The organism is Sodalis sp. RH22 (assembly GCF_047324165.1).
Lineage (GTDB): Bacteria > Pseudomonadota > Gammaproteobacteria > Enterobacterales > Enterobacteriaceae > Acerihabitans.
The window spans coordinates 1,361,716-1,384,297 of the sequence record NZ_CP178731.1; the positions used below are offsets into that span (position 1 = coordinate 1,361,716).

General features: G+C 57.9%; 21 protein-coding genes, 1 pseudogene and 1 other annotated feature (1 of these 23 cut by a window edge). Of the genes and pseudogenes, 14 read left to right on the plus strand and 8 right to left on the minus strand.

Annotated elements, in window-relative coordinates; translation table 11 throughout:
* Positions 1-4: a sequence feature (Trp leader region), on the plus strand (it extends 102 nt beyond the left edge of the window).
* Positions 5-27: 23 nt separating this feature from the next.
* From ACL2XN_RS06150 to ACL2XN_RS06175, 6 genes and pseudogenes are all read left to right on the plus strand, one after another.
* Positions 28-1,590 (plus strand): anthranilate synthase component 1, encoded by a 1,563-nt coding sequence (locus ACL2XN_RS06150; RefSeq protein WP_410015228.1) that lies wholly within the window; start codon positions 28-30, stop codon positions 1,588-1,590.
* Positions 1,590-3,184: pseudogene (gene trpD, locus ACL2XN_RS06155) on the plus strand (bifunctional anthranilate synthase glutamate amidotransferase component TrpG/anthranilate phosphoribosyltransferase TrpD). Before ACL2XN_RS06150 ends, trpD begins: the two are co-directional and overlap by 1 nt.
* 3 nt (positions 3,185-3,187) lie before the next feature.
* On the plus strand, positions 3,188-4,543 hold the full coding sequence (gene trpCF, locus ACL2XN_RS06160) for a bifunctional indole-3-glycerol-phosphate synthase TrpC/phosphoribosylanthranilate isomerase TrpF (RefSeq protein WP_413730483.1): 1,356 nt from the start codon (positions 3,188-3,190) through the stop codon (positions 4,541-4,543).
* Between the two features lie 33 nt (positions 4,544-4,576).
* A complete protein-coding gene (trpB, locus tag ACL2XN_RS06165) occupies positions 4,577-5,767 on the plus strand; it encodes a tryptophan synthase subunit beta (protein WP_410015230.1) in 1,191 nt (396 codons plus the stop codon).
* Positions 5,767-6,573 carry a tryptophan synthase subunit alpha gene (gene trpA, locus ACL2XN_RS06170; RefSeq protein WP_413722783.1) on the plus strand — a complete coding sequence of 269 codons (807 nt, stop codon included), beginning with the start codon at positions 5,767-5,769 and terminating at the stop codon, positions 6,571-6,573. Before trpB ends, trpA begins: the two co-directional genes overlap by 1 nt.
* 115 nt (positions 6,574-6,688) lie before the next feature.
* Complete coding sequence (locus tag ACL2XN_RS06175; RefSeq protein ID WP_410015232.1) at positions 6,689-7,003, plus strand: BON domain-containing protein; 315 nt, start codon at positions 6,689-6,691, stop codon at positions 7,001-7,003.
* A 58-nt stretch (positions 7,004-7,061) separates the two neighbouring features.
* Here the strand turns inward: ACL2XN_RS06175 and ompW are convergent, their stop codons facing one another.
* The gene (gene ompW, locus ACL2XN_RS06180; RefSeq protein WP_413730485.1) at positions 7,062-7,697 is read right to left on the minus strand and encodes an outer membrane protein OmpW; all 636 of its coding nucleotides are present in this window, start codon (positions 7,695-7,697) and stop codon (positions 7,062-7,064) included.
* Positions 7,698-7,969: 272 nt separating this feature from the next.
* Between ompW and ACL2XN_RS06185 the strand changes: the two genes are divergently transcribed.
* The 4 genes from ACL2XN_RS06185 to yciA are packed head-to-tail and all read left to right on the plus strand — an operon-like array spanning position 7,970 to position 10,244.
* Entirely contained in the window at positions 7,970-8,374 is a 405-nt protein-coding gene (locus tag ACL2XN_RS06185) for a YkgJ family cysteine cluster protein (RefSeq protein ID WP_410015234.1), read from the plus strand.
* Positions 8,375-8,426: 52 nt separating this feature from the next.
* Complete coding sequence (locus tag ACL2XN_RS06190; RefSeq protein ID WP_410015235.1) at positions 8,427-9,182, plus strand: YciC family protein; 756 nt, start codon at positions 8,427-8,429, stop codon at positions 9,180-9,182.
* A gap of 39 nt (positions 9,183-9,221) precedes the next feature.
* Complete coding sequence (locus tag ACL2XN_RS06195) at positions 9,222-9,767, plus strand: septation protein A (RefSeq protein WP_410015236.1); 546 nt, start codon at positions 9,222-9,224, stop codon at positions 9,765-9,767.
* 51 nt (positions 9,768-9,818) lie between these two features.
* Positions 9,819-10,244 carry an acyl-CoA thioester hydrolase YciA gene (gene yciA, locus ACL2XN_RS06200; protein ID WP_413722781.1) on the plus strand — a complete coding sequence of 142 codons (426 nt, stop codon included), beginning with the start codon at positions 9,819-9,821 and terminating at the stop codon, positions 10,242-10,244.
* A gap of 61 nt (positions 10,245-10,305) precedes the next feature.
* Here yciA and ACL2XN_RS06205 read toward each other — a convergent pair whose 3' ends face one another.
* On the minus strand, positions 10,306-11,049 hold the full coding sequence (locus tag ACL2XN_RS06205) for an energy transducer TonB (RefSeq protein WP_413730486.1): 744 nt from the start codon (positions 11,047-11,049) through the stop codon (positions 10,306-10,308).
* A 216-nt stretch (positions 11,050-11,265) separates the two neighbouring features.
* Between ACL2XN_RS06205 and ACL2XN_RS06210 the strand changes: the two genes are divergently transcribed.
* Both ACL2XN_RS06210 and ACL2XN_RS06215 read left to right on the plus strand, forming a co-directional pair.
* Positions 11,266-11,562, plus strand: a complete 297-nt coding sequence (locus tag ACL2XN_RS06210; RefSeq protein ID WP_410016555.1) for a YciI family protein — start codon at positions 11,266-11,268, stop codon at positions 11,560-11,562.
* Positions 11,563-12,182: 620 nt separating this feature from the next.
* Positions 12,183-12,404: a hypothetical protein gene (locus ACL2XN_RS06215; RefSeq protein WP_410015239.1), complete on the plus strand. Its 222-nt coding sequence runs from the start codon at positions 12,183-12,185 to the stop codon at positions 12,402-12,404.
* Positions 12,405-12,513: 109 nt separating this feature from the next.
* Here the strand turns inward: ACL2XN_RS06215 and ACL2XN_RS06220 are convergent, their stop codons facing one another.
* Positions 12,514-12,693: a YciY family protein gene (locus ACL2XN_RS06220; RefSeq protein WP_410015240.1), complete on the minus strand. Its 180-nt coding sequence runs from the start codon at positions 12,691-12,693 to the stop codon at positions 12,514-12,516.
* Between the two features lie 184 nt (positions 12,694-12,877).
* Here ACL2XN_RS06220 and cls point away from each other — a divergent pair, with 184 nt between their 5' ends.
* Positions 12,878-14,338, plus strand: a complete 1,461-nt coding sequence (gene cls / locus ACL2XN_RS06225; RefSeq protein ID WP_410015241.1) for a cardiolipin synthase — start codon at positions 12,878-12,880, stop codon at positions 14,336-14,338.
* 77 nt (positions 14,339-14,415) lie between these two features.
* A complete protein-coding gene (locus ACL2XN_RS06230; RefSeq protein ID WP_410015242.1) occupies positions 14,416-14,739 on the plus strand; it encodes an HI1450 family dsDNA-mimic protein in 324 nt (107 codons plus the stop codon).
* A gap of 1,433 nt (positions 14,740-16,172) precedes the next feature.
* Here ACL2XN_RS06230 and oppF read toward each other — a convergent pair.
* The 5 genes from oppF to oppA all read right to left on the minus strand — a co-directional run bounded on the left by oppF (position 16,173) and on the right by oppA (position 21,807).
* Positions 16,173-17,189 carry a murein tripeptide/oligopeptide ABC transporter ATP binding protein OppF gene (oppF, locus tag ACL2XN_RS06235; protein WP_410015243.1) on the minus strand — a complete coding sequence of 339 codons (1,017 nt, stop codon included), beginning with the start codon at positions 17,187-17,189 and terminating at the stop codon, positions 16,173-16,175.
* A complete protein-coding gene (locus tag ACL2XN_RS06240; RefSeq protein ID WP_410015244.1) occupies positions 17,186-18,211 on the minus strand; it encodes an ABC transporter ATP-binding protein in 1,026 nt (341 codons plus the stop codon). The genes oppF and ACL2XN_RS06240 overlap by 4 nt, the downstream gene beginning before the upstream one ends.
* An 11-nt stretch (positions 18,212-18,222) precedes the next feature.
* Entirely contained in the window at positions 18,223-19,131 is a 909-nt protein-coding gene (gene oppC, locus ACL2XN_RS06245; RefSeq protein ID WP_410015245.1) for an oligopeptide ABC transporter permease OppC, read from the minus strand.
* 14 nt (positions 19,132-19,145) lie between these two features.
* Entirely contained in the window at positions 19,146-20,066 is a 921-nt protein-coding gene (gene oppB / locus ACL2XN_RS06250; RefSeq protein WP_410015246.1) for an oligopeptide ABC transporter permease OppB, read from the minus strand.
* 103 nt (positions 20,067-20,169) lie between these two features.
* Positions 20,170-21,807, minus strand: coding sequence for an oligopeptide ABC transporter substrate-binding protein OppA (gene oppA, locus ACL2XN_RS06255; RefSeq protein ID WP_410015247.1), 1,638 nt, complete (start codon positions 21,805-21,807; stop codon positions 20,170-20,172).
* Positions 21,808-22,582 lie beyond the last annotated feature (775 nt).

The window sequence follows — 22,582 nt, forward strand, 5'->3', positions numbered from 1 at the left end:
TTATGGGCGATAATCAGGGAACACACTATGCAAGCCACACAACCTCAATTAGAACTGCTGCAGGCCACCGCCACTTATCGCGACGATCCTACCGCGATGTTCAACCAGCTTTGCGGCGCCCGGCCGGCCACCTTGCTGCTGGAATCGGCTGAAATCGATAATAAGCAAAACCTGCAAAGCCTGATGGTGCTTGACAGCGCCATGCGCATTACCGCCCTCGGCCAGCGGGTTACGCTGCAGGCGCTGACCGCCAACGGCGCGGCGCTGCTGCCGCTGCTGGACGCCGCGCTGCCGGCCGGGGTTGAGGTGAACGCCCATCCCAGCGGCCGCGAGCTGGTGTTTCCGTCCGTCGGCAACGACATGGATGAGGATGCGCGGCTGCGCGGCCTGTCGGTATTCGATTGCCTGCGCCTGCTGCTGACCCTGGTGCCGGCGCCGGCGGATCAGCCGGATGCCCTGTTCCTCGGCGGCCTGTTCGCCTATGACCTGGTGGCGGGTTTTGAAACGCTGCCCGCGGTCAGCCAGGGGCAGCGCTGTCCGGATTTTTGCTTCTACCTGGCGGAAACCCTGCTGGTACTTGATCATCAGCAGCGCACCTGCCGGCTGCAGGGCAGCCTGTTCACTCCTCTGGCCGGCGAAAAACGCCGTCTACAGGCGCGCATCGAGCAGTTGCAGCATCAGTTGCAGCAGGCGCCGGGGCCGATCCCCCACCAGGTGATCGACAGCATGACCCTGGAAACCGATCGCAGCGACGAGGAGTTCGGCCGCATCGTGACCAGCATGCAGCAGGCGATCCGCGCGGGGGAAATCTTCCAGGTGGTGCCTTCACGGCGTTTTTCGCTGCCCTGCCCGTCGCCGCTGGCCGCCTACCATACTCTGAAAGAGAGCAATCCCAGTCCCTATATGTTTTTTATGCAGGATAACGATTTTACCCTGTTCGGCGCCTCGCCGGAAAGTTCGCTGAAATACGATGCCGCCAACCGGCAGATAGAAATTTATCCCATTGCAGGTTCCCGTCCGCGCGGGCGCAGGCCGGACGGCACGCTGGATCGCGATCTGGACAGCCGTATCGAGCTTGAAATGCGCACCGATCATAAAGAACTGGCCGAACACCTGATGCTGGTCGACCTGGCGCGCAATGATCTGGCGCGCATCTGCGAACCCGGCAGCCGCTATGTCGCCGATTTGACCAAGGTCGATCGCTACTCCTTTATCATGCACCTGGTTTCGCGGGTGGTCGGCACCCTGCGCGCCGATCTTGACGCGCTGCACGCCTACCGCGCCTGTATGAACATGGGCACGCTGAGCGGCGCGCCCAAAGTGCGCGCCATGCAGCTGATTGCCAAGGCCGAAGGCACGCGGCGCGGCAGCTACGGCGGCGCCATCGGCTATTTTACCGGCAGCGGCCTGCTGGATACCTGTATCGTTATCCGTTCGGCCTATGTCGAGGACGGCATCGCCACCGTACAGGCCGGCGCCGGCGTGGTGCTGGACTCGGTGCCGCAGGCGGAAGCCGACGAAAGCCGCAATAAAGCGCGCGCGGTGCTGCGCGCCATCGCCACCGCACATCATGCCAGGGAGGTGTTCTGATGGCTGATATCCTGTTACTCGATAATATCGACTCCTTTACCTACAACCTGGTGGATCAGCTGCGCGCCACCGGCCACCGGGTGATGGTGTATCGCAATCAACTGCCGGCGCAGACCATCATCGGCCATCTGATGGCCATGGATAATCCCATACTGATGCTTTCCCCCGGTCCCGGCACCCCCGCCGCCGCCGGCTGTATGCCGCAGTTGCTTACGCGGCTGCGCGGGCAGATGCCGATTATCGGCATCTGCCTCGGCCACCAGGCGATTGTGGAAGCCTACGGCGGCTACGTCGGCCAGGCCGGGGAAATCCTGCACGGCAAGGCGTCCCTTATCACCCATGATGGCGCCGGCATGTTCGCCGGCATGCCGAACCCGCTGCCGGTGGCGCGCTACCACTCGCTGGTGGGCAGCGAAATCCCGGCGGGACTGACGGTCAATGCGCACTTTAACGAGATGGTGATGGCGGTGCGTCATGACGCCGATCGCGTCTGCGGTTTTCAATTTCATCCCGAATCCATCCTGACCACCCAGGGCGCGCGGTTGCTTAACCAAACCCTGGACTGGGCGCTGGCCTGAACGATAGGAACCTGATCATGCAACAGATATTGGAAAAACTTTACCGCGCCGAGCGCATCAGCCGCCAGGAAAGTGAACAGCTTTTTAGCCAGATTATCCAGGGCGGGCTGGAACCGTCGCAGCTGGCGGCGGCGCTGATCAGCATGAAAATCCGCGGCGAGCATCCGGATGAAATTGCCGGCGCGGCCACCGCCCTGCTGGCGGACGCCCTGCCGTTCCCGCGCCCTGATTATCCTTTTGCCGATATCGTCGGCACCGGCGGCGACGGCAGCAACAGCATCAATATTTCCACCGCCAGCGCCTTTGTCGCCGCCGCTTGCGGCGCACGGGTGGCCAAGCACGGCAACCGCAGCGTGTCCAGCCGTTCGGGTTCCTCGGACCTGCTGGCGGCCTTCGGCATCCGGCTGGATATGCCGGCGCAAGCGTCGCGCCAGGCGCTTGACGAGCTGGGAGTATGCTTTTTGTACGCGCCCCAGTACCACACCGGTTTTCGCCATGCCATGCCGGTGCGCCAGCAGTTGAAAACCCGCACGCTGTTTAACGTGCTCGGGCCGCTGATTAACCCCGCCCGTCCCCCGCTGGCGCTGATCGGGGTCTACAGCCCGGAGCTGGTGCTGCCCATCGCCCAAACGCTGCGGGTGCTGGGCTATCAGCGCGCAGCGGTAGTCCATGGCGGCGGCATGGATGAAGTGGCGCTGCACGCGCCGACGCAGGTGGCCGAACTCAATGAGGGCGAGATCGCCAGCTATCAATTGACGCCGGAGGATTTCGGCCTGCGGGAACAGTCAATGGACGCCCTGCTGGGCGGCTCGCCGGAAGAAAATCGTGACATTTTGGCGCGGTTGTTACAAGGTAAAGGCGAACATGCCCATGAATTCGCCGTTGCCGCCAATGTCGCCTTGTTATTAAAACTATTCGGCCAGGAGAATCTGCGCGAAAATACCCAACAGGCGCTGGCGGCCATCCGCGGCGGCGGCGCCTATGAACGTGTTGTCGCGTTGGCGGCCAGAGGATAAGACATGCAGGATACGGTACTGACAAACATTGTCGCTGATAAAAAAGTATGGCTGGCCGAGCGTAAGCAACGCCAGCCGCTGGACGGGTTCATCGACGACGTGCGCCCCAGCACGCGCAGCTTCTATCATGCCCTCCAGGGTTCGCGCACCGTGTTTATCCTCGAGTGCAAAAAAGCATCGCCGTCCAAGGGCCTGATCCGCGAGGATTTTGACCCGGCCGTCATCGCCGGCGTGTATAAACACTACGCCGCCGCCATCTCCTGCCTGACCGACGAAAAATACTTCCAGGGCAGCTTTGATTTCCTGCGCCAGATTAGCCAAGTAGTACCCCAGCCGGTGCTGTGCAAGGATTTCATCATCGATCCCTACCAGGTTTACCTGGCGCGTCATCATCAGGCGGACGCTATTCTGCTGATGTTGTCGGTGCTGGACGACGACACCTACCGTCAGTTGGCCGCCCTGGCGCACAGCCTGGAAATGGGCGTGCTCACCGAGGCGATAACCGAAGAGGAGTGCCGGCGCGCCCAGGCGCTCGGCGCCCGGGTGGTGGGCATTAACAATCGCGATCTGCGCGATTTATCCATCGATTTAAACCGTACCCGCCGCCTGGCGCCCCTGCTGCCGGGAGTGACGGTGATAAGCGAATCCGGCATTACCGCCTATCGCCACGTCAGGGAACTGAGCCATTTCGCCAACGGCTTCCTGATCGGCAGCGCGTTGATGGCGGAACCGGATCTGGACGGCGCGGTGCGCCGGGTATTGCTCGGCGAGAATAAGGTCTGCGGACTGACGCGTCCCGAGGATGCCAGGGCGGCATATGACGCCGGCGCGCTCTATGGCGGCCTGATTTTTGCCGCCTCGTCGCCAAGGCGTGTGGATATCCCCCGCGCCCGCGCGGTGATGGCCGGCGCGCCGCTGCGCTACGTCGGCGTATTCCGCGACGCCCCCATCGAGGAGGTGGCATGCAGCGCCGCCGCGCTGGCGCTGCATGCCGTGCAGCTGCACGGCGACGAGGACCAGGCCTATATAAGCGCCCTGCGTCTGGCGCTGCCTTCCGCCTGCCGTATCTGGAAAGCCCTGGATATGCGGACCCATGCGCCGGCGCGGGATTTTAGCGCGGTGGATCGTTATCTGTTCGATAATGGCGGCGGCAGCGGTAAACCCTTTGACTGGTCGCTGCTGGATGGACTGCGTCTGGATAACGTCATGCTCGCCGGCGGGCTGGCGGCGGATAACTGCGTGGCCGCCGCGCAATTAGGCTGCGTTGGGCTGGACTTCAACTCCGGCGTTGAAAGCGCCCCGGGTATTAAAGATCACCATAAACTGGCTACGGTATTTCAGACGCTGCGCGCCTATTAATCGATTGCCCAGATCAACAAGAGACAGGAACGCATGACACTATTAAATCCCTATTTCGGCGAATTCGGCGGCATGTATGTGCCGCAGATCCTGGTACCGGCGCTGCTGCAACTGGAGGACGCCTTTGTCAGCGCGCAAAGCGACCCGGCATTCCAGGCGGAATTCAGCGATTTGTTAACTAATTATGCCGGCCGCCCCACGCCGTTGACCCTGTGCCGTAACCTGACCGCGGGCACCAAGACCAAACTGTATCTTAAGCGCGAGGATCTGCTGCACGGCGGCGCGCACAAAACCAACCAGGTGCTCGGCCAGGCCCTGCTCGCCAAGCGCATGGGAAAAACCGAAATCATCGCCGAAACCGGCGCCGGTCAGCATGGCGTGGCTTCGGCGCTGGCCTCCGCGCTGCTGGGGCTGAAATGCCGCATTTATATGGGCGCCAAGGATATTCAGCGCCAGGAGCCCAACGTGTTCCGCATGCGTCTGATGGGCGCGGAAGTGATCCCGGTGCACAGCGGCTCCTCGACGCTAAAGGACGCCTGCAACGAAGCGCTGCGCGACTGGTCCGGCAGCTATGAGCGCGCCCACTATATGCTGGGCACCGCCGCCGGTCCGCATCCGTTCCCCACCATCGTGCGCGAATTCCAGCGCATGATTGGCGAGGAAACCAAGGCGCAGATGCAGGAACGGGAGCATTGCCTGCCTGACGCGGTGCTGGCCTGCGTCGGCGGCGGGTCCAACGCCATCGGCATGTTCGCCGATTTTATCGATGAGCCGTCGGTACGTCTGATCGGCGTCGAGCCGGGCGGCCTGGGCATCGAGACCGGCCAGCACGGCGCGTCGCTCAAACACGGCCGCATCGGCATCTATTTCGGCATGAAGTCGCCGATGATGCAATCCTCCGACGGGCAGATAGAGGAATCCTATTCCATTTCCGCCGGCCTGGATTTCCCTTCCGTGGGTCCGCAGCATGCCTATCTGGACAGTATCGGCCGCGCGGAATACGTCTCGGCGACCGATGAGGAGGCCCTGGATGCGTTCAAGGCCCTGTCGCGCCATGAAGGCATCATCCCGGCGCTGGAATCCTCACACGCGCTGGCGCACGCGCTGAAAATGATCAAGGCGGAGCCGGACAAGGAGCAGATCCTGGTGGTCAATCTCTCGGGCCGCGGCGATAAGGATATTTTTACCGTGTACGATATATTAAAAGCGCGAGGAGAAATGTAATGGAACGCTATCAGCAACTGTTTACCACGCTGCACAGCCGTAAAGAAGGCGCCTTCGTGCCCTTCGTCACGCTGGGCGATCCTAATCCCGGCCTGTCGCTGAAAATTATCGATACCTTAATCGAGGCCGGGGCCGACGCCCTGGAACTGGGCATCCCGTTTTCCGACCCGCTGGCGGACGGCCCGACCATCCAGAACGCCACCCTGCGGGCATTTGCCGCCGGGGTGACGCCGGATCAGTGTTTCGAACTGCTGGCCACTGTCCGGCAGAAATACCCCGCCATACCCATCGGCCTGCTGATGTACGCCAACCTGGTGTTTAACAAAGGTATCGATGCGTTTTATGCCCGCTGCGCCGAGGTTGGCGTGGATTCGGTGCTGGTGGCCGACGTGCCGCTGGAAGAAAGCCTGCCGTTCCGTACCGCCGCCATGCGCCACGGCGTGGCGCCTATCTTTATCTGCCCGCCCAACGCCGATAAAGACCTGCTGCGTGAAATCGCCTCCCACGGCCGGGCTTACACCTATTTATTATCCCGCGCAGGCGTAACCGGCAGTGAAAACCAGGGCCATGTGCCGCTGGCCCATCTGGTGACGACGCTTACCGAGTTCCATGCCGCGCCCGCGCTGCAGGGTTTCGGTATTTCCGAGCCGTCGCAGGTGCGCGACGCGCTGGCGGCGGGCGCGGCCGGGGCCATTTCCGGCTCGGCCATCGTCAAGATTATCGAGCGCAACCTGGAAGACCCGGCGGCCATGCTGACGCAGTTAAGCACCTTCGTCAGTAAAATGAAGGCCGCCACGCGCGGTTGATTTGAAAAAAATCATTTTATCCACAACACTCTAATGGCGGCGTATCAATTACGCCGCCATCCTGTAAGATGCGGGTGATATATTATAATAAATAATTCAAATCCAAGGAGAAAAAATGAAAAACTGGAAATCCCTTACGACACTTGCAGCAACCGCAATCGTCGCGGCCGTGCTGGCCGGCTGCGCGCCGACCGCCAAGACCGAAGGCACCGGCGGGTATATTGACGACACCGTGATCACGACCAAAGTGAAAACGCAGTTGCTTGCCGATGACCATTTAAAGGGCACCGAAATCAACGTCGAAACCTTTAAGGGCCGGGTGCAGTTAAGCGGTTTCGCCAGCTCGATGGCCGACGCCAACCGCGCCGTGACCATTACCCGCGGCGTCAAGGGCGTGCGTTCGGTGGAAAACGACATCAGTATCAAATAATCCCGTTGCCGGCGGCGCGCACGCGTCGCCGGCACGGTTTCAGATCCGCACCCTCGTTTTAGAAGCGATAGCCGACGCCGAACATAAATACCCAGGGATCGATTTGCGTATGCACTGATTGCTGCTGGCCGCCGGCCTTGAAACGCACGTCGGTGTCGATATCCATATACCATACCGACATATTCACCAGCCAGTTTTCATTGACGTTATAATCCAGCCCCGCCTGGCCGGCGATGCCCCAGGAGTGCTTGACGCTTAAATCGCTCAGTCCGGCGTCCTGCCCGGTTTGGTTAAAGTGCGCGTCGTAGAAGGTGGTATAGTTGATGCCCACCCCGAGGTATGGCCGCAGTTTATCCGGGGCGTCGCCAAAATAATACTGCGCCATCAGGCTTGGCGGCAGTTGTTTAACCGAGGCGATGTCGCCGGTGCTTTTCAGCCCGACATGGTGCTTGAAGGGCGTTGCCGCCAGCAGCTCCACGCCGATATTGTCGGTGACCAGATAACTGAACGTCAGGCCGAGCTGGGTGTTGTTATCCACGTTAAACTCGCCCATCCCCAGCACGTTATCCGAACTTTCACTCGGCCGTACCGTGGCGCTGCCCGCGCGAACAATAATATCACCCGCCTGATGCGCCTGCGCCGTTGCCGACAGCAGCGCGGCCGCCGCCGCCAAGCCCATAACACACTTGTTCATGTCCCGCTCCTTGTTGAGATAATGCCTTTGCCACGCAAAGTTGATTCAGTTCACAAATGTTACTTTGGCACATCGTAGGGTAAATTTGAGCTGAACCTTGTTTATCATGTTTTATACCAAGGGATTGACTTGATTGAGATTGATCCAAATCAACCAGGACCGAAACAGGACAAAAAAAATACTTTTTCCGGGCAGTTGCTTTCCCGCGCACCGGGCGTAAGTTAACAGACAGGCAAATCTGATTCGGCGCCGTGGAGTCGGCGGGTGACACGATGAGCGATAACAGTAATCCCTGCATGAGCTGCGGCGCGTGTTGCGCGTGGTTCCGCGTATCCTTTTATTGGGCCGAGGGCGATGACGGCGGCGGCCCGGTGCCCCATGCCTTAACTGAACCCCTTACCCCTTTCTTACGTTGCATGCGCGGCACCAACGAGCGGACGCCGCGTTGCCATGCCCTGGCGGGCGAGGTGGGTAAAGCGGTCCGTTGCACCATTTATGCCGGTCGTCCCTCGCCCTGCCGGGAGTTTGCCATGGCCGGCGACGGCGGGCGGCCCAACGACGCCTGCGATCGCGCCAGGGCGCATTACGGCCTGCCGCCGCTCGCAGCGCCCGCGCAGACGCTTATTAGGGTGGAAAATCAGCATCATCATGTCGCGGGGTGCCCTCCGGGGCATTAACAGGGTAGAATACCGGGCTGATAATTTAGAACGTTCTGCCAAGGAGCTCTACATGCCAATTATGGCAAGTACCCTGTATCGCGACATGTTGAATTTTACCCGTAACCAGTTTACCAGCATCATCCTGCTGGCCCTGCTGGCGGCGCTGATTAGCGTGGTGCTCGGCCATGCCTTATCGCCCAGTAGCGATCAGCTGGTCATCCTGAGCGCCGACGGTCCCGACATGGCCGACTCATCCAGCCTCAGCCTGCAGGAACTGGTGCAGCAAATGACGCCTGAACAGCAAAAAGTGCTGCTGAAAGCCTCTGCGGCGGGCACTTTCGCCGGTCTGGTGGGCAACGTCATCCTGGCCGGGGCGCTGTTGACCATGATTCGCCTGGTATCCGACCGGCAGCCGGTCAGCGTGCTGCGCGCCATCGGGCTGTCCGCGCCCATCCTGCCCCGCCTGCTGTTATTGGTATTTATTACCACGCTGCTGGTGCAACTCGGGCTATTATTGATTGTGATACCGGGGATCCTGATTGCCATAGCGTTCAGCATGGCGCCGGTGATTGCCGCCAGCGACAATCTGGGCGTATTCAAGTCGATGCGCCTGAGTAGTAAACTGGCTTTCGCCAATGTACGGCTGGTTGCCCCGGCGGTGCTGGTATGGCTGCTGGCCAAGGCGGCGGTATTATTGCTGGCGGCACAGTTTACCCAGGTGTCGTCGCTGGTGGCCGCGGTGCTGCTTAACGGCTTAAGTAATATTATTTCCGCACTGTTGCTGATTTACCTGTATCGCCTGTATATGTTGCTGCGCCAGGCCTGAAACCAAGCCGGCGTCACTTAACCAACCACGGATTTTTTTATGAAGCAGTTTCTGGATTTTCTGCCGTTAGTGGTGTTCTTTGTCTTTTATAAGCTGTACGACATTTATATTGCCTCCGGCGCGCTGATTGCCGCGTCGGCGCTGGTGCTGATTTATACCTGGATCCGCTACCGGAAAGTGGAAAAAGTCACCTTGCTGACGTTTATCATGGTTGCCATCTTCGGCTCACTGACGATGTATTACCATAACGCCGAATTCATCAAATGGAAGGTCACGGTCATTTACGGCCTGTTCGCCATTGCGCTGCTGGTCAGCCAGTTTATGCTCGGCAAGCCGCTGATTCAGCGCATGCTTGGCAAGGAATTGACCCTGCCCGAGCGCGTCTGGAACAATCTTAATATTGCCTGGGCGCTGTTTTTCCTGGGCTGCGGCGCGGCGAATATCTATATCGCCTTCTGGCTGCCGCAAAACGTTTGGGTGAATTTCAAGGTGTTCGGCCTGACCGGCCTGACGCTGGTATTCACCCTGTTAAGCGGAGTGTATGTCTATCGTCATATGACGGAAGACCAGAAAAACTCCCGTTGATCCCCCGGTCCGCCGCGGGGCGGACCGATGTCAAACCAAGCGGAACCCCTGATGAGCGACAATCCTTTTTTACCTTCCGGCGAGCTGGTGCTGCGCACGCTGGCCATGCCCGCCGACACCAATGCCAACGGTGATATTTTTGGCGGCTGGCTGATGTCGCAAATGGATATGGGCGGCGCTATCCTCGCCAAGGAAATAGCCGAGGGCCGAGTGGTCACGGTGCGCGTCGACGGCATGACGTTTTTGAAACCGGTGGCGGTGGGGGACGTGGTCTGTTGTTACGCCCGCTGTACCGGCACGGGCAACAGTTCGCTGAGCATTAACGTGGAAGTCTGGATCAAAAAAGTCTCTTCCGCCCCCATCGGCCAGCGCTACCGCGCCACCGAAGCGGCTTTCACCTATGTCGCGGTGGACGACGAAGGCAAGGCGCGTCCCCTGCCCGACGGCAAGCGCCACTTCGCCCCCGGCGGCGCTTAGCCGCCCGTTTTGCCCCAGGCGGCGGCCCGTGCTGGGCCTTGCGCGTACACCGCGGCCCGGCCTAGCTGCTGCTGACGCCCGACAGCTTAAACTCGATGGTCGTGGTCTGGTTTTTGCCCGGTTTGCCGCTCTGGTAGCGCCAGCGCCGGATCACCTGGCGAATTTCGCGCTCGAACATATTGCGCGGCGTGGCGGAAATGATACGCAGGTTTTCCACCTGGCCGCTATCATCGACATCAAACTGGATCTTCACCGTTCCCTCGATGCCCAATGCCCTGGCGCGCTCAGGGTAGCCCGGTTCCGGGCGGCTGATGGCTTTCGGGCCGGTATCGGCCACCGGTGCGGACGGCGCCGGCGCGGGCGCCGGAGCGGCACGTACGGGCGCCTCACGGGGTGGAGCGGCGAGCGGTGTCGGTTCGGCGCGCGGCTCGGTCACCTTGGGCCTGGGTTTAGCCGCTTCTTTATGCACCGGCTTGGGCTTGGGCAGGGGTTTCGGCTGCTGTACCGGCGCGGGAGGCTCAGGCGCGGGGATGGGATCCGGTTCGCGCACAGGCTCCGGGGCGGGTTCGGGCGCAGCCGTCGGCTCAACCTCGGGCGGTTCCACCGGCGGCTGCGGCGGCGCGGCCACCGGCTCAGGCTCCGGCGCCACCAGCGTAACTCTCATCGGCTGCTCAACCGCGGTCGGCGCGGTTATCTGGTTTACCGACGTATACAGCAATCCCGCCACCAGCGAGGTATGCAGCCCTGCGGACAAGACAAACGGCCACGAAAATCGACGGGTCGGTTTCAAAATTATCAACGCCATATCAACAAAAGTTTCAGTAAAGGTGAAGTTTAAATGCAAATAGCAATCATATTCAATAACTCAAAACAAACTCTTGCCAGGTTAACAGGATAAACCGGCAATTATCCCTGTCTGAACAACCGTCAGCGGCCAGGAAAATTTTTTCATTGCGCCGCGGGGTTCAATGTCTTAACGTAAATTACTTGAAATGAATCCATTCTTTTGGGAGTAATGCCCTTGCTCTATGTTATCTATGCTGAAGACGTGCCCGGATCCCTGGAAAAACGCCAATCCGTACGCGCCACTCATGTCGCCCGGCTGCAACTGCTACGCGATGAGGGTCGTTTACTGACGGCGGGCGCGCTGCCGGCGATAGACAGTAACGAACCCGGGGCGGCGGGATTCAGCGGCTCCACCATTATTGCTGAATTCGATTCCCTCGAAGCGGCGCAGGCATGGGCGGATGCCGACCCGTATGTCGCCGCGGGTGTTTATAAGCAGGTGCAGGTTAAACCCTACCGTAAAACCTTCTGATTATTACCCTATTGCATCCCGGCGCCGCCACGCGGCCCGGGCGTGAAATAACGCTGATTGCCCGATAGGTTAATTTACCCGGCGGCAAAACCCATCAATCATTATCCATGCTTATCATTTATCCTCTCTATTAAGGAGGCTGCGCCAACGGACTTACCGGCAAACAACGCCATTATTTTCTCTGTTGGCCAGACCCGGATATCGCCGGGGCTATATATAATGCATGCCAACCCCTGCCGTCGGCGAATTTGTTTTTCCCTTAATGCTATTTCTTTTCTGCCGCCTATTTTGGTCGCCTCATTATTATTTCGCTTGTTACTTAACGCCGACTAATACTTAACGGCAATTAATCAACGTAACGGCTATTAACCCCTTAAAATTGATAGAAATTACCGTGATCGTCCCGGCATATCATTATCATTTAGGAATTATCTTAGTATAAAAAATAACCAACATTTAATCAGACTCTTACCGGCCAAGACAGCATAAATATTCAGTTAATACGCGCCAGGGCGCCAATATCCGGTTTGTAGGCGCCGGCAATTTCTAATACTTTGGAATTGCTGTACTCCCCGTTAAGAAGTTAACAACCGGAGGTAAGTATGTTGAAGAAAATCTTTATGGCACTACTTGTTATGTCCGCCGCCGGCACCGGTACTGCTTTTGCAGCCGGCGCCGCGGGAACCACGGAAGCGGCTACGCAAAGCGCTTCCGGTGCCGCGACGGTCACCGATCCGGGATTGGTTTCCGGCTCGGTGGCCGCCATGGCATCCGCCAGCGACCCGGAAGGCACTGGGACGTCTACGTCGACGTCGACATCAACGACCACCGCCACACAGTGACAGAGACATCATAAGGAAAGGGATAATCCTGATTAAAACCGTAATAAGGAACTCAAATACGGTAAACCGGCCAAAAGCCGGTTTTTTTATCGCTGTTATTTAGCGCGGATCACAGACCATAAGACGTTACGGAAAAGAGCAACGAACGGCGCTGCTGTTTCAACTGAAGATGCCGCAAACGCGTCAGATGCCGATAGGTGCGGGACTGTGCTTCCACCCACTGGCTACGCCGGCGCTGCGCCTGCCTTAACATGCGCCAGCGGCTGACTTCATTTCTGCTTCTTTTCATGGCACGAACGGACTCTTACCGGATAATAAGGGCGCCATTATAAACCATTTTCCCGGACTGCCAAGGCTGTAACGCCGGCGCGGCGGACTGGTAAAGGGCGCGCGCGGGGCGAAAAAATTTCCTCTTTTCGCCCCGTATGCGTACACTCATGCTTAACGCCTTGCGAACAGGATTTTTCGCCTCTATGACAACTTTTTATACTGTAATCAACTGGCTAATAGTATTCGGCTATTGGTTGCTGATCGCAGGTGTCACCCTGCGGGTGTTAATGAAGCGGCGCGCGGTCCCCTCCGCAATGGCCTGGTTATTGGTTATCTATATCCTTCCCTTGGTGGGCATCATCACCTACCTGCTGTTCGGTGAACTCAACCTGGGCAAGCGCCGCGCGGAACGGGCCAAGGCCATGTGGCCGTCCACGGCCAAGTGGATGCATGACCTCAAGCAGTGCACGCGGATTTTCGCCACCGAAAACAGCGAAGTCGCCCGCTCCCTGTTCAAGCTGTGCGAGTTACGCCAGGGTATGGGCGGACTGAAAGGCAACCAGCTGCAGCTGCTTACCGGTACCGACGCCACCCTTAAAGCCTTGATCAGGGATATCGGACTGGCGCAGACTAATATCGAGATGGTGTTTTATATCTGGCAGGCCGGCGGCCAGGTGGACCAGGTGGCGGAGGCGCTGATGGCGGCCGCCAGGCGCGGCGTGCGCTGCCGTGTGATGCTCGATTCCGCCGGCAGCGTCGCGTTTTTCCGCACCCCCTACCCGGCCATGATGCGTAACGCCGGCGTCGAGGTGGTGGAAACGCTGCACGTCAGCCTGCTGCGCGTCTTTCTGCGGCGCATGGATTTGCGTCAGCACCGCAAGATGGTGCTGATTGATAACTATATTTCGTACACCGGCAGCATGAACATGGTCGATCCGCGCTATTTCAAGCAGGATGCCGGCGTCGGGCAATGGATCGACCTGATGGCCAGGATGGAAGGCCCGGTGACGACCGCCATGGGCATTATCTATTCCTGCGACTGGGAAATCGAGACCGGTGAGCGGGTGCTCCCACCGCCGCCCGATGTCAATATCATGCCGTTTGAACAGGCGACGGGACATACTATCCAGGTCATTGCCTCCGGCCCCGGTTTCCCGGAAGGCATGATCCACCAGGCCCTGCTGACCTCGATTTATTCCTCGCGACAGCAGTTAATCATGACCACGCCCTATCTGGTGCCGAGCGACGATCTGCTGCACGCCATTTGCACCGCGGCCCAGCGCGGCGTGGACGTGCATATCGTGGTGCCGCGCGATAACGACTCCCTGCTGGTCGGCTGGGCCAGCCGGGCCTTTTTCGCCGAACTGCTGGAAGCGGGCGTCAATATCCATCAGTTCGAGGGTGGCCTGCTGCATACCAAAAGCGTACTGGTGGACGGCCAGCTCAGCCTGGTCGGCACCGTCAATCTCGACATGCGCAGCCTGTGGCTCAATTTTGAAATTACCCTGGTGATTGACGATGATGACTTCGGCAGCGACCTGGCGCGGGTCCAGGAGGATTATATCGCCCGCTCCCGGCTTATCGACCCGCAGGTCTGGGCCAAACGCCCCTACTGGCAACGCATTGTCGAGCGCCTGTTCTACTTTTTCAGTCCATTGCTGTAAATTTAGCGAAGGCCATGATGTAATAGCGCCATGCAACGCCCTTGATGCCTCCGTGATACCCACACAGGACCCCGGTTATGGATTTGGACAATCGCCTGACAGATGATGAAACGCTGGAGCAGGCTTATGATATTTTTCTTGAACTGGCGCCGGATAACCTTGATCAGGCCGATCTGATTCTTTTTAATCTGCAGTTTGAACAACGCGGCGCGGCTGAGCTGTTTGACCCGTCGGAAGAATGGCACGAGCAGGTGGATTTTGACCTCAATCCGGATTTTTTCGCTGAAGTGGTTATCGGCCTGGCGGATGAAGACGGACAGGAGGTCAACGACGTTTTTGCGCGCATGCTGATCTGCCGCGATAAAGCGGAAAAAATCTGCCATATCCTCTGGAAAGAATAACTTCACAAGTGCCGCATGACATGCCAGGTCCGTTCTAGGCTGGGGGATTTCTGTTGCCGTGGCGGGGGTTATGCCGCTGCGATAGGGTTTATGTTGCCGTGGCGGAGGTTATGCCGCCGCGATAGGGTTTATGTTGCCGTGGCGGAGGTTATGCCGCTGCGATAGGGTTTATGTTGCCGTGGCGGAGGTTATGCCGCTGCGATAAGGTTTATGTTGCCGTGGCGGAGGTTATGCCGCTGCGATAGGGTTTATGTTGCCGTGGCGGAGGTTATGCCGCTGCGATAAGGTTTATGTTGCCGTGGCGGAGGTTATGCCGCTGCGATAAGGTTTATGTTGCCGTGGCGGAGGTTATGCCGCTGCGATAGGGTTTATGTTGTCGTGGCGGAGGTTTCGCTTGCCGTGCGTTCGGTGGTTATATGCAGTGCCGGGTGCCGGCAAGCGACAAAGAGGCCGTACCGCGACGGCCTCCTTGACCTCCGCGCGCCCGGCAGGTCGCGCGTCGCTGCGCGATGCCTTCCGCCGCCCATGCCCCCGTGATGCACCGGCCCGGTTAGCGCTCCCGGCGCCACCGGGCCTTTCGCCGCTCCCGGCGGCTCATGCCGGGGGCACTGGCGCCGTCAGCGCGCTTTATGCCGGGACATATGTCGCTGTTGGCAATGTATTTTCTGAAGCGATAGCGGCGCTTTTGCTTGGATAGAGTTTGGCGTCGGGATAGGATTGACGGTTATGGGATGCAACGCGTATGGAAAAAAGCAGCTGGCACAGCGAAAAGCAGGTCATACAGACATGGAGTCATGCAGTAAGGCGGTAGAGCCGTCATGTAATAAGGCAGTAAGGCATTCATCATTCAGTTTTAAGTTTTAACAGTAAGCATTAGCCATTAGCCATTAGCCATTAGCCATTAGCCATTAGCCATTAGATTGTAGACTTTAGCCCAAATTGGATGCTGATATTTTTCCCGGTAAACGCATACCGCTGAGAACCCTAAAACATTAATTTACTCACAGACGATGGTGTTGACGTGGTGCCGGCATAGAGTGCGCCGGCGGCGCGCATAGCGGCTGGATGAGCCGCCGGGAGCGGCGAAAGCAAAGGGCGCGCCGGGAGCGCGTCCCGTGCGGTCCAAAAGACGGGATGGGTGATGCCGGGAACCGCGCAGCGGCGCACGGTCTGCCGGACGCGCGGAAGTCAAGAAGGGTGGCGCGAACCACCCTTCTTGTCGCTTGCCGGCACCGGGCAAGACATAAAACAACCTAACGCACGGCAAGCGAAACCCTCGCCGCAGCGGCATAAGTCTCCCCCCAACCACCAGCGAAACCCTCGCCGCAGCGGCATAAACGTGGCGACATCCATCCGGCGTTCCAATATCACCAGACCATATCATTGGTACGCCCGCTGGCACCCTGCTGGCGTAAAGTGGGTTTTATTCCCGATTATTGCGCCAGTTGGCTCACATCCACCTTAATGCAGGAGCACGCATGCCGAAAACTGCCCTGCAGTATCGGCCGCGTCACCGCGCACGCCTCGCCGGCAATCGGGCACCGGGTACGGAACACACACCCCGACGGCGGATTGATCGGCGACGGCAAATCCCCTTCCAGCAGTTGAATGGCCTTATTACGTTCCTTATCCGGATCCGGTATCGGCACCGCCGACATCAACGCCTTGGTGTAGGGATGCTGAGGATTATGATACACCTGATCATACGTACCCAACTCCACCGCGTGGCCCAGGTACATCACCAGCACCCGATCGGAAATATGCTTCACCACCGCCAGATCGTGGGCGATAAAGATCAGCGACAGCCCCATCTCACGCTGCAGCTGCTGCAATAAATTCACCACCTGCGCCTGGATCGACACGTCCAGCGCCGACACCGGCTCGTCGCAAATCACCAGCTTGGGTTCAAGTATCAGCGCGCGGGCGATGCCGATACGCTGACACTGCCCGCCGGAAAACTCATGCGGATACCGATTGATAAGATTCGGCAACAGCCCCACCTTCAGCATCATGTTGCGCACCTTGTCTTTCACCAACTGGCGCGGCATCTTCGGATGATAGGTATGCAACGGCTCGGCGATGATATCGCCGATGGTCATGCGCGGATTAAGCGAGGCCAGCGGGTCCTGGAAAATCATCTGGATATCGTTACGCGTCTCGCGCCACTCATCGCTGCTCATCCCCTGCAATTCCTTGCCCAGCCAGGCGATACGCCCGCTGGTGGATTTCACCAGGCCAATCAGCGCCCGGGCAAAGGTCGATTTGCCACAGCCCGACTCGCCCACCACCCCCAGCGTTTCTCCCTCGTACAGCCGCAGGGACACGCCGTCGACCGCCTTTAGGCTCTTGGCCGGTTGCCAGAACCACTGTTTATCGCCTTTCACCTCGAAATACACTTTCAGGTTTTCGACATCCAGCAGCACCTTTTTATGTTCGTCCATGGCATTCATACCAATTCCTCCAGGGGCTTATAGCAGGCGCGCAGACGCTCCGTGGCGAACCGCTCAAGGGGCGGCATGTTGACGCAGATATCCATGGCGTAAGGACAGCGCGGCTGGAACGGACAGCCCTCCGGCAAACGCAGCAGATTGGGCGGATTGCCGGGAATGGTCACCATCATGGTGGAACCGTCGGCATCCAGCCGTGGCACCGCCGACAGCAGGCCGATGGAATAAGGATGGCTGGGCTGGTAAAAAATATCGCGCGCCGTACCGTATTCCATGGTACGGCCCGCGTACATCACCAGCACGCGATCGCAGATGCCGGCCACCACACCCAAATCGTGGGTAATCATAATGATGGCGGTGTTAAACTCGCGTTTCAGATCGTTTAGCAAGGTCATGATCTGCGCCTGGACGGTGACATCCAGCGCGGTGGTAGGCTCATCGGCTATCAGCAGTTTCGGCCGGCACAGCAGCGCCATGGCGATCATCACCCGCTGACGCATGCCGCCGGAAAACTCATGGGGATACATCCGCATCCGCTTGCGCGCCTCGGGCATTTTTACCGCGTCGAGCATACGCACCGACTCTTCAAACGCCTCATGCTTGCTGATTTTTTTATGCATCAACAGTACTTCAATCAGCTGTTCGCCCACCCGCATATAAGGATTAAGCGACGTCATCGGATCCTGGAAAATCATCGAGATTTCCGAGGCGCGTAGTTTGTTCAGCTGCTTCTCCGGCAGGTTGAGAATTTCACGGCCATTAAAGGCGGCGGAGCCCTCAATACGCCCGTTGGCGGCCAGCAGTCCCATCAGGGCAAACGCGGTCTGAGACTTACCCGAGCCGGACTCGCCGACAATACCCAGCGTTTCCCCGGCCCGCAGGGTAAAGTTCAGGTCGTTAACCGCGGTCACATCGCCGTCGGCGGTGGCGAAGGTCACGCGCAAATCCTTAACGGTCAGCAATGCCGGCGCGGACGCTGCCGACGCCAGGGAGGGCGTCGGCGTTTTTGGGTCGATTATGCTCATCACGGCACTCCTTAACGATCTTTCGGGTCGAGGGCATCACGCAGGCCATCGCCGATAAAATTAAAACAAAACAGCGTCACCACCAGGAAAAAGGCGGGAAACATCAGCAGCCAGGGCGACACTTCCATGGAATTGGCGCCGTCGCTTAACAAGGCGCCCCAGCTGCTCAGCGGCTCCTGCGTGCCCAGCCCCAGGAAACTGAGGAACGACTCGAACAGGATCATGCTCGGCACCAGCAGGGACGCATAAACCACCACCACGCCCAGCACGTTGGGGACGATATGGCGCAGGATAATATTGCGGGTACGCACCCCGCTGACCACCGCGGCCTCGATAAACTCCTTGCGTTTCAGCCCCAGGGTCTGGCCGCGCACGATACGCGCCATATCCAGCCAGGACACCATGCCGATGGCGATAAAGATCAAAAAGATATTGCGACCGAAAAAAGTCACCAGGAGGATAACGAAAAACATAAACGGAAAAGAGTTGAGGATTTCCAGCAGGCGCATCATCACCGAGTCGGTTTTACCGCCGAGATAGCCGGACAGCGCACCGTAAAGCGTGCCCAGGATCACCGCCACCAGCGCGGCGGCGACGCCGACCATCAAGGAAATCCGTCCGCCGATGGCCACGCGCACCAGCAGATCGCGGCCGGAGGAATCGGTGCCGAAATAATGCGCGGATTCCATACTCGGCGCGGCCGACATCATGGCAAAGTCGGTATCGTCGTAACTGAATTGCGCCAGGGAAGGCGCCAGGGCGACAAACACCACGATCAGCGCCAGAACGATAAGGCTGGTTAGCGCGGCCTTGTTATGGATAAAACGCCGGCGGGCGTCCTGCCAAAGGCTACGGCCTTCCACTTGCAGCGTTTCGCTGAGTTTCTCCAGAGCCTCGCTATTTTTGTTACCAATCATCATGTGCGTGCTCCAGCTTAATAACGTATTTTCGGGTCGATAACCGCGTACAGCACATCGACAATCGCATTAAATAAAATCGTCAGCGCCCCGACCAGGATGGTCAGGCTTAACACCAGCGAATAATCACGGTTCAGCGCGCCGTTGACAAACAGCTGGCCGATCCCCGGCAGTCCGAAGATGGTTTCTATTACCATGGAGCCGGTAATGATGCCGACAAACGCCGGTCCCATATAAGAAATGACCGGCAGCAGCGCGGGTTTGAGGGCGTGGCTGAAAATAATGCGCCGCATGGGCAGTCCCTTGGCCCGGGCGGTGCGGATAAAGTTGGAGTGCAGCACCTCAATCATCGAGCCACGGGTGATACGGGCGATGCTGGCGATATAGGCCAGCGACAGGGCAATCATCGGCAGCAGCACAAACCTGGGCGCGCCGCCGTTCCAGCCGCCGCCCGGCAGCCATTTAAGCGTAATGGCGAAGATAAGCACCAGCAGCGGCGCCACCACAAAGCTGGGTATGACGACGCCGGTCATGGCAAAACCCATGGCCAGGTAATCCCATTTGGTATTTTGCCGCAGCGCCGCCATGACGCCGGCGAATACCCCCACCACCATCGCCAGTATAAACGCCGCCAGGCCTAGCTTGGCCGAGACGGGAAAAGAATTGGCCACCAAATCGTTAACCGAATAGTCTTTATATTTGAACGACGGGCCGAAATCACCGTGCGCCAGTTGGACCAGATACGCGCCGTACTGCTTTATCATCGGATCGTTGAGATGGTACCTGGCTTCGATGTTGGCCATCACTTCCGGCGGCAGGCCGCGCTCGCCGGTAAACGGACTCCCGGGCGCCAGCCGCATCATGAAAAATGAAATGGTGATCAATATGAATAGCGTCGGAATCGCTTCAAGCAACCGGCGGATAATAAACTTTAACATGCCCAATACCTATAACGTGCATTTATTCAAATCGTTCACTTGAACAGGAAAAACAGGGCACGGCCCGTGAAGACCCTGCCCTGTTGTCATCCATTACGCCTGGTTAATGTTTGATGATGTAAAGGTCTTTTACATACACATTATCCAGCGGATCTTTACCGGTATATCCACCAACATAAGGTTTCACCAGCCGGGCGTTCACATAGTAATACACCGGAACGATGGCGGAATCCTTATCCAGTTGCTGTTCAGCCTGCTGATACAAGGTTGTGCGCGCATCATCGCTCTTGGCGTCGACGGCGTCGGCAATCAGTTTATCAAAGGCCGGGCTGGAGTAATGGGCGGTATTGCTCGAACCATTGGTCAGCATAATGTTCAGGAAGGTGGTGGGTTCGTTGTAATCGGCACACCAGCCGGCGCGGGATACATCAAAGGTCCCCTGGTGACGGGTATCGAGGAAGGTTTTCCATTCCTGGTTTACCAACTTGACTTCCACGCCCAGGTTCTTTTTCCATATCGACGCAACGGCAATCGCCAGTTTCTTATGCAGATCGGAGGTATTGTACAATAAATCGAAGGTCAGCGGCTTATCCTTGGTGTAGCCGGCCTGCTCCAGCAGCTTACGCGCTTCGGCATTACGTTTGTCCTGGCTCCAGCCAAACCACTCCGGCGGGGTCAGCTTGGCGCCGTCGGTATACGGAGGCGTAAAACCAAAGGCGGGCAAGTCGCCCTGGGCCTTGACCTTGTTAACGATAATATCGCGATCCAGCGCCAGTTTCAGCGCAGTGCGCACGCGCACATCGGTAAAGGGCGCCTTTTGGTTATTGATTTCATAATAATAGGTACACAGATACGGATCGACATGCACTTCTTTCGGGATTTCGCGTTTCAGCTTCTGGAATAATTCGATCGGCAGATTGTTATAGGTCATATCGGATTCGCCGGCGCGATAGCGGTTCACGTCGGTTACTTCCGAGGAAATCGGCAGGTAGGTCACCTGGTTGATCACCGTCTTGGCATTATTCCAATAGGACGGGCTACGCTCCAGCACCAGACGCTCGTTGACGACCCAATCCTTTACTTTATACGCGCCGTTGCCGACCCAATTGGCGGGCTGGGTCCATTTTTCACCAAACTGCTCCACCACCTTTTGCGGCACCGGCGACATGGCGGGGTTGCTCAGTAATTTAGGAAAATAAGGCACCGGCTGGCTCAGGGTCACTTCCAGCGTCTTATCGTCCACGGCCTTAACGCCCAGGGTATCGGGTTTCATTTTGCCGGCAATGATTTCATCGATATTCACGATATGGGCGTACTGCGGATAGCTTTCATACGGCGACGCGGTCTGCGGGTCGGCCAGGCGACGCCAGCTATAGACAAAATCCTGCGCCGTCACCGGATCGCCGTTGGACCATTTGGCGTCTTTGCGCAGATGGAAGATCCAGACTTTCGAGTCCTTGGTCTCCCAGCTTTCGGCGGCGCCCGGCTGCGTATGGCCATACAGGTCGTTAATGGTCAGCCCTTCCAGCACATCGCGGTTGATATTGGATTCCGGCACCCCTTCTATCTTATGGGGATCGAGGGACTGTATTTCGGCGCCGTTGCCGCGCACCAATTCCTGTTTGTCGCTAAGCTGCACGCCGGCGGGAACGTCCGCGGCGAAAGAGGATCCTACCGACACGACGCCCAGTGCGGCAATGATGCCCGCCGCCAGCAGTGTCTTTTTCGTGATGTTGGTCATTATCAGTGCACTCCAGTTTTTTATTATTGCGTGGCCCCGGCTTTGCGGCACGCAGGTTCCCGTTAAACGGGTATGACAACTCCCACGCCAATTATGGTGAACGAAACCACAAGGCAAAGAAGCGGTATTCCTTATTGGTGAAGGCTATAAAGGAAACAAGCCGGCGCGGCGCCGGCAAAAACAGCAATCGGGTGGGACACAGGCCTGGCAAGAAGTTATTTACAGTTATCATGGCATCAAAAAATATCAGCCTTACATGGAAAAATAATTATTATTTAATCATTTGTTACATAAAAACACATAAGGTCAATTTATGGCCTGTAAAGAGAATAAACGCCTAATGATGCGTGAATAAACACTAATAACATCTGAGTAGCATTGTGACAAGACCCTTTGCCGCTTAGGCTGAAAAAAAATCCGGAAAATTCCGATAAAACCCGCTATCGTTTTGAAATAAAGCACGATTAATTTCCCATTATGCCGACAAAATCCCATTGCGCAGTTAATATACGCTGATGCTTTATGGTGCATTTTGGCCAATTCCGTGCATGTTTTGTCCTATTTTGATGCTGACCGTTATGAGCATCGCTGCGCGGGGTTAGGCAGGCAATGTTAAGGTGGATTTTTCTGGCGGCCTGCCGTTTTGCTTTCTCCCCCGGCGGTAAATCGCTATTTGGGGCGAATTTTGCAGCCAGTTTGTTAATTAATTGTAATCGTATTTATCCCGACATTTCATCGGTTAACGTAATTAAGGCACCTGTGTAACTTTTGCGGC

Coding starts and splice junctions, on each gene's coding strand:
- ACL2XN_RS06150 (WP_410015228.1), top strand. CDS start 28: ATGCAAGCCACACAACCTCAATTAGAACTGCTGCAGGCCACCGCCACT.
- trpCF (WP_413730483.1), top strand. CDS start 3,188: ATGCAGGATACGGTACTGACAAACATTGTCGCTGATAAAAAAGTATGG.
- trpB (WP_410015230.1), top strand. CDS start 4,577: ATGACACTATTAAATCCCTATTTCGGCGAATTCGGCGGCATGTATGTG.
- trpA (WP_413722783.1), top strand. CDS start 5,767: ATGGAACGCTATCAGCAACTGTTTACCACGCTGCACAGCCGTAAAGAA.
- ACL2XN_RS06175 (WP_410015232.1), top strand. CDS start 6,689: ATGAAAAACTGGAAATCCCTTACGACACTTGCAGCAACCGCAATCGTC.
- ompW (WP_413730485.1), bottom strand. CDS start 7,697: ATGAACAAGTGTGTTATGGGCTTGGCGGCGGCGGCCGCGCTGCTGTCG.
- ACL2XN_RS06185 (WP_410015234.1), top strand. CDS start 7,970: ATGAGCGATAACAGTAATCCCTGCATGAGCTGCGGCGCGTGTTGCGCG.
- ACL2XN_RS06190 (WP_410015235.1), top strand. CDS start 8,427: ATGCCAATTATGGCAAGTACCCTGTATCGCGACATGTTGAATTTTACC.
- ACL2XN_RS06195 (WP_410015236.1), top strand. CDS start 9,222: ATGAAGCAGTTTCTGGATTTTCTGCCGTTAGTGGTGTTCTTTGTCTTT.
- yciA (WP_413722781.1), top strand. CDS start 9,819: ATGAGCGACAATCCTTTTTTACCTTCCGGCGAGCTGGTGCTGCGCACG.
- ACL2XN_RS06205 (WP_413730486.1), bottom strand. CDS start 11,049: ATGGCGTTGATAATTTTGAAACCGACCCGTCGATTTTCGTGGCCGTTT.
- ACL2XN_RS06215 (WP_410015239.1), top strand. CDS start 12,183: ATGGCACTACTTGTTATGTCCGCCGCCGGCACCGGTACTGCTTTTGCA.
- ACL2XN_RS06220 (WP_410015240.1), bottom strand. CDS start 12,693: ATGAAAAGAAGCAGAAATGAAGTCAGCCGCTGGCGCATGTTAAGGCAG.
- cls (WP_410015241.1), top strand. CDS start 12,878: ATGACAACTTTTTATACTGTAATCAACTGGCTAATAGTATTCGGCTAT.
- ACL2XN_RS06230 (WP_410015242.1), top strand. CDS start 14,416: ATGGATTTGGACAATCGCCTGACAGATGATGAAACGCTGGAGCAGGCT.
- oppF (WP_410015243.1), bottom strand. CDS start 17,189: ATGAATGCCATGGACGAACATAAAAAGGTGCTGCTGGATGTCGAAAAC.
- ACL2XN_RS06240 (WP_410015244.1), bottom strand. CDS start 18,211: ATGAGCATAATCGACCCAAAAACGCCGACGCCCTCCCTGGCGTCGGCA.
- oppC (WP_410015245.1), bottom strand. CDS start 19,131: ATGATGATTGGTAACAAAAATAGCGAGGCTCTGGAGAAACTCAGCGAA.
- oppB (WP_410015246.1), bottom strand. CDS start 20,066: ATGTTAAAGTTTATTATCCGCCGGTTGCTTGAAGCGATTCCGACGCTA.
- oppA (WP_410015247.1), bottom strand. CDS start 21,807: ATGACCAACATCACGAAAAAGACACTGCTGGCGGCGGGCATCATTGCC.